This is a genomic window from Acidiplasma sp. MBA-1, from assembly GCF_000949015.1.
In the GTDB taxonomy this organism is placed as follows: Archaea; Thermoplasmatota; Thermoplasmata; order Thermoplasmatales; family Thermoplasmataceae; genus Acidiplasma; species Acidiplasma aeolicum.
On record NZ_JYHS01000001.1, the window covers coordinates 477,899 to 491,148 of the forward strand.

General features: G+C 30.2%; 14 protein-coding genes. 10 read left to right on the forward strand and 4 right to left on the reverse strand.

Annotated elements, in window-relative coordinates; genetic code table 11:
* The first annotated feature begins 179 nt into the window (after window positions 1-179).
* From TZ01_RS02435 to TZ01_RS02455, 5 genes are all read left to right on the forward strand, one after another.
* The gene (locus TZ01_RS02435; RefSeq protein ID WP_052656690.1) at window positions 180-1,586 is read left to right on the forward strand and encodes a Rieske 2Fe-2S domain-containing protein; all 1,407 of its coding nucleotides are present in this window, start codon (window positions 180-182) and stop codon (window positions 1,584-1,586) included.
* Between the two features lie 12 nt (window positions 1,587-1,598).
* Window positions 1,599-2,126, forward strand: coding sequence for a 3-phenylpropionate/cinnamic acid dioxygenase subunit beta (locus TZ01_RS02440; RefSeq protein ID WP_052656691.1), 528 nt, complete (start codon window positions 1,599-1,601; stop codon window positions 2,124-2,126).
* A gap of 5 nt (window positions 2,127-2,131) precedes the next feature.
* A complete protein-coding gene (locus TZ01_RS02445) occupies window positions 2,132-2,374 on the forward strand; it encodes a hypothetical protein (protein ID WP_048101368.1) in 243 nt (80 codons plus the stop codon).
* 781 nt (window positions 2,375-3,155) lie between these two features.
* Window positions 3,156-3,872 (forward strand): TenA family transcriptional regulator, encoded by a 717-nt coding sequence (locus TZ01_RS02450; protein ID WP_048101192.1) that lies wholly within the window; start codon window positions 3,156-3,158, stop codon window positions 3,870-3,872.
* A 134-nt stretch (window positions 3,873-4,006) separates the two neighbouring features.
* The gene (locus TZ01_RS02455) at window positions 4,007-4,411 is read left to right on the forward strand and encodes a thioesterase family protein (protein ID WP_048101193.1); all 405 of its coding nucleotides are present in this window, start codon (window positions 4,007-4,009) and stop codon (window positions 4,409-4,411) included.
* A gap of 346 nt (window positions 4,412-4,757) precedes the next feature.
* On the opposite strand, the gene TZ01_RS09525 is transcribed toward TZ01_RS02455, so the two are convergent.
* From TZ01_RS09525 to TZ01_RS09705, 3 genes are all read right to left on the reverse strand, one after another.
* Window positions 4,758-4,928, reverse strand: a complete 171-nt coding sequence (locus tag TZ01_RS09525; protein ID WP_156150283.1) for a hypothetical protein — start codon at window positions 4,926-4,928, stop codon at window positions 4,758-4,760.
* 425 nt (window positions 4,929-5,353) lie between these two features.
* Complete coding sequence (locus tag TZ01_RS09700; protein ID WP_169749803.1) at window positions 5,354-5,614, reverse strand: IS200/IS605 family accessory protein TnpB-related protein; 261 nt, start codon at window positions 5,612-5,614, stop codon at window positions 5,354-5,356.
* A gap of 115 nt (window positions 5,615-5,729) precedes the next feature.
* Entirely contained in the window at window positions 5,730-5,978 is a 249-nt protein-coding gene (locus tag TZ01_RS09705; protein ID WP_048101194.1) for a hypothetical protein, read from the reverse strand.
* 603 nt (window positions 5,979-6,581) lie between these two features.
* Here TZ01_RS09705 and TZ01_RS02470 point away from each other — a divergent pair.
* Genes TZ01_RS02470 through TZ01_RS02480 form a run of 3 tightly spaced genes read left to right on the forward strand, consistent with a single transcriptional unit; the run spans window position 6,582 to window position 9,819 of the window.
* Window positions 6,582-7,493 (forward strand): SDR family NAD(P)-dependent oxidoreductase, encoded by a 912-nt coding sequence (locus TZ01_RS02470; protein ID WP_048101195.1) that lies wholly within the window; start codon window positions 6,582-6,584, stop codon window positions 7,491-7,493.
* Between the two features lie 4 nt (window positions 7,494-7,497).
* Window positions 7,498-8,214 (forward strand): Phenylacetic acid catabolic protein, encoded by a 717-nt coding sequence (locus TZ01_RS02475; RefSeq protein ID WP_048101196.1) that lies wholly within the window; start codon window positions 7,498-7,500, stop codon window positions 8,212-8,214.
* Window positions 8,215-8,235: 21 nt separating this feature from the next.
* Entirely contained in the window at window positions 8,236-9,819 is a 1,584-nt protein-coding gene (locus tag TZ01_RS02480; protein WP_048101197.1) for a class I adenylate-forming enzyme family protein, read from the forward strand.
* A gap of 104 nt (window positions 9,820-9,923) precedes the next feature.
* Here TZ01_RS02480 and TZ01_RS02485 read toward each other — a convergent pair whose 3' ends face one another.
* Entirely contained in the window at window positions 9,924-11,027 is a 1,104-nt protein-coding gene (locus TZ01_RS02485; protein ID WP_048101198.1) for a cupin domain-containing protein, read from the reverse strand.
* A gap of 403 nt (window positions 11,028-11,430) precedes the next feature.
* Here TZ01_RS02485 and TZ01_RS02490 point away from each other — a divergent pair, with 403 nt between their 5' ends.
* Window positions 11,431-12,282 (forward strand): fumarylacetoacetate hydrolase family protein, encoded by an 852-nt coding sequence (locus tag TZ01_RS02490; protein ID WP_048101369.1) that lies wholly within the window; start codon window positions 11,431-11,433, stop codon window positions 12,280-12,282.
* Window positions 12,283-12,343: 61 nt separating this feature from the next.
* Complete coding sequence (locus tag TZ01_RS02495; RefSeq protein ID WP_048101199.1) at window positions 12,344-13,249, forward strand: cyclase family protein; 906 nt, start codon at window positions 12,344-12,346, stop codon at window positions 13,247-13,249.
* The last annotated feature ends 1 nt before the right edge of the window (window position 13,250 follow it).

Genomic DNA, 13,250 nt, shown 5'->3' on the forward strand with positions numbered 1-13,250 from the left:
GATATAATTTTTAAAAATGTTGGAAAACAGATAATTTAGCTAATGGAACTAACTTTATATAATCTTTTATATAATCTTTTGTAAAAAATTGGAGGAAATTTAAATAATAGATATGTTTAAATATAATCATCATTATTATAAAAGAAAACTTTAAATATAATAATATATTATAATTTAATATGGTACAAGGTGATATAAAAACTATTCGTAATAAACCTAAAGAGGTTAATGATATTGTATCTGAAGATGAAAGTTTTAGATATGAAGAAATATTAGAATATAATTTAAGTGAAAGAGCCTTTAAGATGCTTGGCGAGGCCGAGAGTCTTATAGATGATGGATATGTTCCATTATACCTCTTATCAGATCCTGAAATTTACGAGGCTGAAAGGATAAAAGTATTTGCATCAAGCTGGAATTTCCTCGCTCACGAATCTGAAATCCCTTATCCAGGAGACTATGTTGTAAGATATATAGAACAAACACCATTAATAGTAGTTAGAGGAGAAGATAATAAGATAAGAGTTTTTTTAAATGCGTGTCCTCACAAAGGTAGAGAATTTGTTAAAGCAGAGATTGGTAATACATCCCATATAAGGTGCCCATATCATGGATTTGTCTATAATACAAAAGGAAAACTTGTTGGATGCCCAGTGCAGAAGCATGCAATAGGTGATGTTATAAATTACAATGATTTTAATATGTACCGTGTAAATGTAGAAATATATAAAGGGTTTATTTTTGCAAATCTTGATCCAAAACCTAAAAACGATTTATCAACTTTTCTTGGTGATTTTAAATTTTACTTTGATCTTGTTTCAAATAGGTCTGAAGCAGGATTATCATTCACAAATCCACAGAGATGGGTTGTTCCATTTAACTGGAAAGCAGCTGCAGATAATTTTGCTGGTGATATATATCACGCATTTACCGCGCATGCAACAGGATATGCGCTTTTTCCTAAAGAAACTATCAAGGCAAATACAGTATTAACAGGTCTGCAGGTTGATGCAGGGAACGGACATGGAATTGCATTTTCAAGGATAATAGATTCACCTCAGTGGTATGGAAATTGGTGGCCAGAATTAATTAGAAAGGCAAAAAATACATTAACGGAGAGCGAGTATAAATTTTGGGTTAAATATTCCACCAGCACAATTATTGGCAATGTCTTCCCAAATTTTGGATTCTTAAATGCAGGTATGCCATTTAAGGGTGGATCAACAGCTGAGGCTATAGCACCTATTTTAACATTCAGGGTTTGGAATCCTATATCTCATGATAAAACACAAATATGGAACTGGTTTGCAATTGAAAATGATGCTCCAGAAGATTTAAAAAAATATTCATATTTAGCATATCAACACTCATTTACAGCAAATGGTGTCTTTGAAGAGGATGATATGGAAAACTGGATAACACAAACACATGCTGGTAATAGCATGTTAAAACTAAAACTGGCAGAAAAGGTAGGTGAATATAAACCATTAATTGATGTTGGTGCTCCTGGTAATGTACAATCATACCCAAGTGATATAGGGTCTATGTCTTTTTGGAGGGAACTTGTGAATAAATTATTAGAATAAGGGTGATTTGCAATGATATACTCAAGCAAAAATATGGATGGAAATCATATAAATGACCTAATTGATGTTTTGTTATATGAGGCAGAAATATTAGATAATCATCAGTATGATAAATGGATAGATATGCTGACAGAGGATATAGAATATAAAATGCCTGTAAGAATTACAAGGGAAAAGGAGGATAAAGAAACTGATTTAGAACTTTCAAAATCTCAGTATCATTTTATAGATAATAAAGAATCCATACTAATGCGGGTAAACAGATATAAGAATGAATATGCATGGTCAGAAAATCCACCATCACGCACAAAACATTTTATTACAAATGTAAGAATTGAAAAAGTCAATGAAACAGAATCAATTGTAAAATCATATGTATTATTTTATAGAAGCAGAAGAGACAATGCATATCCAGAAATCTTCGCATATGAAAGACTAGATAAATTTAGATATGAAAATAATAAATGGAAACTTGCAAAAAGAAATATAATACCAGAAAATTCAGTTTTACCGTTAATGAATCTATCAAATTTCCTGTGATGAAAATGGAAAATAAAAATTATTATGAGAAAGATGGAGAAACAATAGATATTACAAATGAATTTGCCACTGTAACTGTTAAAAAGGTATATACAAAGAACGGTACAAGACTGGAGATATCTTCTCCAAAATTAGGTAGTAGAATAGTATTGAGTGCAATAGAGCTTGAAAGTTTAACATGGCAGGACAAATCAATATTTGATAAATTTTTATCAGACCCATATGGTTCGTCAATCGCTGATGATTAGTATTTTTTGATATTCGGAATTTTAATAATTTATATTTTTTTATAAATATCGATATTATATCTTAGGCAAAAATATAATAAAGGAATATAAAATAAGAATTAAGCCATGATAATGAAAAAGAATATTATTTAAGAAGGTATCAGAAAAATGCATAAAGAATTAAATTTAATATTTCTAAAAATATTCCCATAAAATTATTATCATTAAAGAATACGATACATAATTTTTATTCTAATTTTTATTCTAATTTATAAACCTCATTTAATTTGTTAAATTCATTGTAAAAATAGATTTTTGGCATTATCTACTAAATTATATATATTCAAGCATTACGGCCCTTATTACCTTACTGAATAATCTCTTTATTTCAGAGAGGTATTAATGATTTAATGGTCATGGCAGGATTGGCTGTATATAATAAGAATTGATTATATTTAAATTATAAGAATTAATTTTAAGAATATTAGAATAATAACGTAATAAAAAGATTATAATGACAGCAATTGATAATTCTTAAAGAAGGTGTAAAAATTGAAAAGACTAATTCATAGAAAAAAATCATTAAGTTTATATCTTTTCATGTAGTAGGAATACATTATTAATTTGTTATAATTTTGTGAATATGTAATTACAGTTGCAACGTTATATAAATTTAAAATAGCACTAAAATGAAAATGTATAAGTTTATAATGTATAATATAGGAAATACTAACAAGGGAAAACAAAATTTTTAAAAAGCAAAAACTAATAAACCACCAGTTATTAAATATTTTGATCACATATGTCGTCAGAATGGAATGCTGAAGAATTTAAGAATGAGCTTATAAAATTGAGGGAAAGCTTACATATAAAGAAACACCCAATATTTGATCTCTGGAGCCAGGGAAAGCTATCTAAGCAGGATATGGCTCAATATGTGCTACAGCATAGTCTCTGGAGTTCGCAGGTTGTAAATCTATGGGGCATAGTGGTGGCCAAAGCCAAAGAGCAGGACGTTCAGAATTTCTTTTTAGAGAATATGGCAGAGGAGCATGGTTTGGTATCTGAAGGTGGAAGGACTTCAACTCCTCACATTGAAATGCAAAAAAAATTTGCAAGAGCATGCGGTATCAGCGAGGATAAAATTAATAATATTGAGCCAACTGCCGGCTGTCTTGCAATGATAAGTTTTCATTGGCATATAGCACTTGGAAGAACATGGCAAGAGTATGTAGCAGCTTCAGTAGTAGGAAATGAATCCATGGAGGTTGGCATTATGGGCAGAATATTGCCTTCATTATATAATTATTATGGTTATAAAAAAGGTTCTTCAGAAATAGAGTTCTTTGAAGAACATTACTTGGCTGATCAAGAGCATGGAAATAGAGGAATAACAGCACTTGCAGAATATACTCATGAAAGGGAGCTTCAGGAAAAATGCCTTGAGGTGGTTAGAAATGCGGTTAAAATAAGGTGGCTGTTCCTAGATGAACTTCTCCATGGAATTAAAACTAATTGATAAAGAGGTAACCAGGATTTCTAATCTCAATTCTAAAATATAATTATATTGTGATTAATTTAAAAATACCATAATAGTTGGTTAGTTAGAATAAAAAGGAAAAATATTAATACTGGAAATTGGTGAGCTATACTATGTTAATAATAAAAAAGCATCTTGAATGGGGTGAAACAGACCCAGCACAAATTGTTTTTTATCCTAATTATTTTAGATGGTTTGACGCAGCTGGACATGAGCTATTTAAATATTTGGGAATACCATTAAAGAAGTTAATGGAAACAGAAAACATTATCCTTCCTATATTGAATGTAAGTGCTAAATTCATCAAGCCTTTAAAATATGATGATGATTTTGAAATAAGGCCATATATATCTAAAATAAACGAAAAAACTATAGAAATAACATATGAAGTATATAAGGATAATGTTCTGCATGCAACAGGTTCAGAAATACGGGGATGGGTGAATCAAAATGGGGAAAAATTAAAACTTATTAATATAGATGAAAAATTTATTAAAATACTAAATAAAAAAGATTAAATTTGCGATTAAGAATTCTTAAATTGTAGAGACATTTATTTGCTCTTTTTTAAAATATTTTTTTGTGGAAATTATTTGTTATAATGGAATGTTCATTATAAATAAAAAAGAGTATCCAAGCATACGTTAACTCACGATATATATAATTTTACTACCAGAGATTCCTGTAATTTTTATTTGCGACTACTATGCAGGTATATGTAACTATTATTTCACCATGGACACATCATAATTTCTGTTTCCCACATACCAGATATATTTCATTCCAAATATTTCCTTTAATACAGAAAATATCCTTTATATATAACATCTCAACTTATACCATGATGATTCCTTTTTCCTAATTCTATTCCAGGTTCCTGTTATATGTTAATTTATTTTCAATAATTCCCATTCTTTTATTGGTATCTATAACAGGCACAGAATGTGTATTCTTAAAAATATAATCATGTATATCAGAAGAATCATATATAGCATTCATTAGAACATACTTATGGTTCCGTACAGACTCTATCATTTTAAATTCAATATTTTTATCATATACGGGGTAGTAATCCCTAATTCCTGAATGGATAATGAATCTGTATCAAAAGCTGCCCTCCTTCTCTACTGAATGCCTATTGTAATATATCTCATGGCCTTTCATTATCCTTATAATTGATTAGGTTAAGATTTCTGTTAACAGTATTAACATCCATCTTTGAAAGTTGTCATCTCTAATAATTAAAAGATGCTTAAACTTTCAGGATTAACCATTACCCCCACCATCCCATCTGCAAATGCATTTGGGAATGCTTTTTTTATAATATTGTAAGAGCCATTAATGTCTGCATTTATTAAAATGCCCTTTGCAGTCCTAAATAGACCTCTAAATATCCTTTTACCAAGATATTTATCATGTTTGCATATTTCCTCATTGTCAAGGAAAGAACATTTAGAAGTTTATGATTCTTCCTGTAAAATTATCTTTATTCCATATTCCTCTCCCTTGTATTTAATTAATTTTATTAGTTTATTAAAAGGTATTTGAACAAAGTTCTGGTTATTCTTCTTACCTATGTTAATACTCTGCTTCCATAGTTCATTATGTCCTATAACTATTGTATCAATATTATTTAATAAGGAATAATTAATAATTCCTTTTGATAGTTTATAGAATAAATCATTTGTTTTTCTATTTCTCCTGTCTGTTATTAGTTTCATCATTCTGGTATATCTTGGATATTTTTTATTGTTTTTATCTAATATATCATTAACAGATTTTAATTTGGATAATTGCTTATTATAGAATTGATTAATAGATTTGACAGGACCGCCCTTAACAACTATTGGGTTTTTCCCCAACGTTGTTTGATATGGCTACGGTATTGTCAACTCCTATATCAATGCCTATAACATTGTTTTTTCTATTCAACGGCTCTGTTATATTCTTTTTATAAACAATTTCTATATTATAACCATTACCAAGAGGTATTATCCTTACCTCACTTAATTTAACATCGTCATCCAATCTTGTTTTTACTGATAAATTTATTATTTTAGGAAATGTAAGAATATTATCTCTCATATGGCACTGCTGATTTGTAAAGATTAAGAAAAACTCCCCGTTTTATCCTTATAATGTGGAATATTTGGTTTTCCTAAAAACTTATCTGGATTTTTATAGTATTCCTTTAATGCCTTAAAATATGAGAACTATATAGTTCTAAATGTTTTTATTAGCCATTGAAGTGTCTGTTTTGGCAATATATTATCCCTGGGCTTACACTGCTGTATAATGATGTTTTAGAAGGTATAACATCGTTTTTCTTTATTTTGTTATCCCTGTATAATTTAGAATTATCAAAGAATCTTTGCCTTGTAATATAAATTAATATATTAAATAACGGAATTTTTATATTTTTATAATTAAAATTTGAAAATAAAAATATTCATGCAATTTCTTTTCAAATTTAATTATAATGATTATTAATATTTTCTATTTTTTAGTATATATTTTGTTTTTTCATTAAATTTTATTTTAATTTATATACTTTTATCAAATTTTTATTCATATTTATACATGATAATATACTTGATAATTAAATAAGAACTTATTAAATATAACAAGACATTATTTATTTTATTAGAAATGCTTAAATATAATTTTAATATATATTTTTGGAAGTAAATGGAAAATGGTGATTTTTTTCCAAGGACTGCATTGATTACTGGTGCTGCTCGTGGTATAGGACTGGCTATTGCAAGAGAGCTTGATGGATATATAGATTACCTGATACTGGATGATGCCGGGTTATCTGTTACTGGGGAGACAGAGGATGCCGATTTAATATACAAAGAAATTAAAAAATATAAATGGAAGTCACAAATAATACCAACAAATATATTATTAAATAGCTTTGAACAGGCTAAAAAAATTTATGATTTGGGAATGGAAAATACAAAAGGGATTGACGTTTTAATTAATAACGCAGCCATATTAAATGACAAAATGGTTTTTAATATGACACCAGAGCAATGGGGTAAGGTTCTTGACTGTAATTTAAATGGTCATTTTTTTCTAACAAGTATGATAACAAAAGATTTTCGCAAAAATCTCTACGGACGAATTATAAATATAATATCTAGTTCCGGTCTCATTGGCGATTATGGTCAATCAAACTATGCAGCATCCAAAGGTGCGTTGTTTTCTTTAACCCGTGTTTGGGCACTTGAGCTTGCCAAATATGGAGTGACTGTAAATGCCATTGCCCCATTTGCACATACCCGAGTAACTGATATAATTCCAGATAATAAGCCATGGCTAGTTGATTATTTAAGAAAGGCCAAAACTGCAAACCCAGCAAGCGTTGGAAAACTATGTAAATTTTTGATAAGTCCAGATAGCAGGTATATAACAGGGCAATTATTTGGCATACGTGATGATGAATTTTATATATTTAGCCAGCCCCGTATAATTGATACTGTCAAGGGCGAGGTAACTCAGGATTTATTTAATTCAGCAATCAAAAAATGGGAAGATTTTGGCTGGCTTTACCCGCTTGAGAGTGATATTATGTATATGTCTAAAATAGATAGGTGAGTGTATGGATAGATTTAATAAGAAGATTTTAAATGCAGAGGAATTTAAGAAAATGGATGAGGAATATCAGAATGCTGTAAAGAAGGTTATAGTAAGCCACGTTGCAAATGAGCTTAAGGGTGCACTAGTATTTGATGAACCAGCAATCAGATTAGCACCAACACCACGTTATAAATGGCTTGTAAGCCGTAATACAATGCAGGAATTTGGACACCATATACTCTTTTTAAGACTCGCGCAGGATATAAATGCAGCATGGGATGAGAACAAAACTTTAACTTTATTTGATTACAAAATGAAAGAATGGGTAGAATTTGGAGTTATAAAAGCTTTTGGTGACGTGGCAGAATTAGTTGAACTAGATGATTTAATTGACAGCAGTTATGTACCCTTAGCAAATGTAGCCAAGGAAACATATCCTGAGGAAAAGTTTCACGTAGGACTTGGCAAGGAAATTTTAACTGATCTCATTGGAGAGGATAAAAATAATAAGGAGATTATCAACAAAAAACTTGAGGAAATATTTCCACTTACATTACAGTTTTTTGGCCGTGCAAAATCAAAGAACAATGAGTTATTTGTAAAATGGGGGATCAAAAAAAGATCAAATACAGATATGAGGCGCGATTATATAAATCGGGTTACAAGCATAGCCGAGTCATTAAAATTAGAACTACCACCAATACCAAAAGAATACAGGGATGAACTGGAAATTATGTAAAGTTTAATGTGGTGTAATATAATGCAAAATCAAAGTTTTCTATTATATGATATATTCTCTAATAATGTTCTTAAAAATCCCAACAAGATAGCTATTATTTTTAATAACATAAAAATTACATACAATGAGGTAAAAAGGAGGGCTGACAAATTAGCAAATTGGTTTACATTAAATGGATATAGAAAGGGGGATATAACAGTAGTACACCTCCCAAACAGTCCAGACTTTCTTATAGCACACCTTGCAATATCCAAATTAGGAGGTATAATATCTACCATGCACATGCCCTATGCAAGGGCTGATATAAAGAATGCCCTTGAAGAGATTAAACCTGCATTTATCATTACTGAATCAAAGTATAAGAATACTGACCTTATTAAATTATTTGAAGAGCTTTCAAATGAAATTGGAATATCACCTAGACTTATTTTCCGTTCAGAAGAGGATATCCCGGGCCATACTACTCTTGAAAGAATATATAAAGATTCCAATATAACTAATGATGCATCACAACAAAATGAATTATATGATTATGATAGCATGGGATTATTTTTTACATCCGGTACCGATGGACATCCTAAGGCCTGCCTGCATACATATGACACTCTCATAAAAAATGCCGTACAGGTTGTAAATGATTCAGGATTAAACAGCAATTCTGTAATGCTTTCCGGCAGCCCATTCACCCATTTGTTTGGTATTTTATCCTTGCATAGCAGCATAATTGCAGGCTGCACCCAGATAATGGAACCGTATTTTAATCCTGAAAAGTTCTTAGATTTAATTTCAAAATGCGGGGTCACACATTTATATTTAGTTCCCACAGAGATCGTGGATCTATTAAACGTTATTAAAAAAACTAATAGAATACCAAATACTGTAGAAGAGGTAAGAACTGGTGGTATGTTTGTAACAGAGAATATAGTTTATGAAACACAAAAATATATTGGAAACATAATACCCCATTGGGGAATGACAGAATTGGGAGCAGGCATATATAATTTAAGAACCTATCCAGCAATAATAAAAAGCCAGACTATAGGAAAACCTATTCCAGATACAGATGCAATAATATTAAATAGCGATGGTAAGGTTGCAGCAGTTAATGAAATCGGAGAAATATTATATAGAGGATATAATTTATTTAAATACTATTATCACAATGAGATAAAAACAAAAGAATCCTATATAGAAATTAATGGAAATAAATGGTTCAAAACTGGAGATAGTGGATATAAAGATGAGAACGGATATATACATTTTGCCGGCCGAAATAAGGAAATAATAGATCGCGGTGGTATGAAAATAAATGCCATAGAACTTGAAAACATTTTGTCATCATATGAAAAAATAATAGAATGTGCTGTGGTCCCGTTAAAACACGAAAGGCTTGGAGAAATTGCCTGCCTTGTATGCACGGCCAGTGATGCTAATATGACTCTTGAAGAAATTAGAAAATTCTTAGAGGTTAAAGGCGTATCCAAATATAAATGGCCAGAAAAATTATTGATAATAGAGGAAATGCCTAAAACACCAACAGGCAAAATTTCCAAAGGGGCTTTAAGAGAATTGGCAGCCAACTATAAAGAACTTGAGAATAAATGAAAAAATATCCTATAAATAATTTTAATTAACCTATAATATAAAATATTAAGTTTATTTTTAAAAGTTTTTTAAGTTTTTTATCAGGGGAAAATTAAAATTAAAATCTATTCATTAATTTCTGATCTAAACAGACCAAATGACTTGAAAATTGGTTCATCTGAATATGAGAATAAAATGCAATCTTTATCATTGTTATTTACTATTTCATACGCCTCCCATGGGGGTACTATTGCTATGTCATTTTCCTTAAGATTGTATTCTATATTGTCTAGTTTTAAAGTACATTCACCCTCAACAGGCATGAATATTATATGTTCTGTTTTTCGAATTTTCTTAGTTTTACTTTTAGGGCTTATGAGTCTTATTTTGGATGCCATTGTTTGAAATATGTCCTTTCCATTGTTAGGATTAATGTACCTCATAACATACCCCTCAGCTGGCATTTCATTTGAATTTTCTTTGATCCTAAATAAAGTTTCCCTTGCCCTGCTGTACGGATAAATATATAGGGGATCATATGAATCCTCTCTTTCAAATTCCGGTAACATTCCATTACCATACTTCAACACATTTTCCTTTTCAGTTTCTGTAATTTCCTGGAGTGATCTTTTATATTTTTTAAAATAATCCTCAAAAAATATTGCACCTAGATACCACACAAGCGGTGCATCCAGACCATCAAGCCATATAACATCTCCATTGCCTTCATTTCTGTGATCATGCCATGCATAACTGGGGGTTAGTACAAGATCACCACGGTGCATGATAAGTCTTTTGCCGTTAACCACTGTATACGCACCATCCTCTGGAGCCTCTAAAATAAATCTAAATGCGTTGGGAGAGTGATGATGGCTTGGTGCAACCTCTCCTTTTTTAACCAGCTGTATTGCTGCAAATATTGTTGGTGATATGGCAATTGCGCCTAAATATGGAAACTTTTTAAGGCTTGGATTAACAAGCTGGACCTGCCTTCTCTCTGCCTCATCTGTAGATAAAATATCACCCAGCTTGTATAGCAATTTTTTCATATTAGTGTATTCCCATTTAAATGGTTCTGTTATTGGGGTTGGAACGTCTGTAAATACTGGCTTATCAACCAGACCAAAATTCTGTGCATATTTTGGGTGAAACGTTATTAAAAACGTTGTTAAATTATTATCCAAAAGTTCATGAAATAGCTTTTTTCTTTTATCAACTTCTGACTCCATGATAATTATTAATACATAATTTTATTTAATTTTATCTATGATTTATTTATAGCTTTTATATGATGTTTTCACAATTTCTTTATATTAATTTTTCATTTAGGTTTAATTATATATTAATAGTGATGATAATAATTAATATACAATAATAGTGACTTTATAATTATACAGATATGCTTAGTATCACTTACCTAAATATCAGATTATAAAGAATGATGTTTATTAGACATTATACCCGTATCAATAAAATTTCATACATTGTATAATAATGTTAAAAGATCTCATAATGGGGATCACTTATATGAATATAAAGTACACAAAAATTATTCTGGGTATTGATAATAAGTTAATAACATTATATATAAGGTACAGAAATATTTATTTACTAACATCTTTTTTCTTAATCATGTTAATTGGAATTGCAATGGTAAAAGGGAAAGCTGCTATCGTTTTTAATGATGCTAAAAAGTTCTATTATGATGATTTATCCATATATGATAAATGTATAACTGAAAAACCTGAACTTTTTTTTAAATATCTAAAAACTTATAAGTCTCATGACTTAATAGAAATTAATGAACCTGAAAACTATATGCCACCATCACCCGTTGAGAGAGTATATTTGCCTGCAATAAATTTTAAATCCCACTCTTCAGAATCATCAATGACGCAGATATCATCACCATATTTTTTTCAAAAATTTAAAACTAGTATAGTGCCACATAAAGGAATAGCATATATACCAAAGAATGTAAGTAAATTTGATTATGAGGGTGAAATAGCCATTGTAATTGGTGGAAAAGGAAAATATTTATCAAAGGCAGATGCAAAATCTGTGATTTTTGGTTTTAGTATAGTTAATGACCTAAGCATCAGAGATTACCAGATGGTAGAATATCCCAGATATGGTAAAAACTGGGTTCTTGGAAAATCTGAGGATTATGGTTTACCATATGGCCCATTTATTTTGCCTATAGAGGATGCAGGTGAATTATATTTTGAAATTAAGACCTATGTTAATAACGAACTTAGACAGGATGGAAATACTAATGATATGATATTTTCTATGGATGAATTAATAAGTGAAATAAGCAAAATAACCATGCTCAGGCCAGGAGATATAATTACAACTGGAACACCTGCGGGTGTAGCAGTTCATAATTCAAAGGTATTTTTAAAGGATGGGGATAAGGTAAGAGTAAATGTGTCTAAAATAGGTACACTGGAAACTTTGATAAAAAATGAAAAAAGCTTATAGTTTTGTGTACTTTTATTTAGTTATTGCATAAAATTTTTAAATTATTATTCCATATTCTTATATGGAATGGTTTGAAGAAGATAATCCTAATTTGTCATCAAAATTTGGTGAAAATGATGAGCTTGGCAATTTAAACTATATAAACTCCACAAAGATATTAAATAGTTTTAAACTAATTAAAAAAGGTAAAGTATACAATCTATCCCATGTTATATTTAATGGTATGGCAGATAGATTAACCCATGGACCATATTTCTTTGATATACTTCTAAGGGTTTATGATAATGACTATTACAAAACTTATAAGAATAAATATGGTGCATCTCTTGGCAGAATAGAGATGTGTGATCATACTGGAACGCATCTGGATTCTTTAAATCATATGGCACATAATAATAAGTTTTTTAATAATATAGATGCCTATGAAAATACGACAAATCTGGGCTCAAAAAAATTGGGCATGGAAAAAACAATTCCAATAATAACAAAAGGTATTATGGTTGACGTTGCAGCCATGCATAAAAAAGATAAGTTGGAACCAGGATATGCTATCACAAAGGAAGAAACTGAAGATTTTTTAAATAGCCATGGCATAAAATTAGAGCAGGGAGATGCCATATTTTTTTATACTGGTTTATCCAAGCTATTTCAAAATCCCAAAGAGTATGATAAATATTATGATTCATCTCCTGGAATAGGATACGAACTTGCAAAATTTCTGGCAGGGAAAGATATTTCAGTATCAGGGTCTGACACCCCTTCCAGTGAGGTGACGCCGCCTGAATTAAAAAATACAAGGCTTCCTGTGCACCAATATCTAATAGCAAAATCAGGTATAAGACTTATAGATAATATAAAACTGGATGAACTAAGCAGGGATAAAATCTATGAATTCGCATTCATTTGCTCACCATTACTAATAAAAGGTGCCACAGCATCTCCAGTATCTCCACTTGCTATAGTATAAT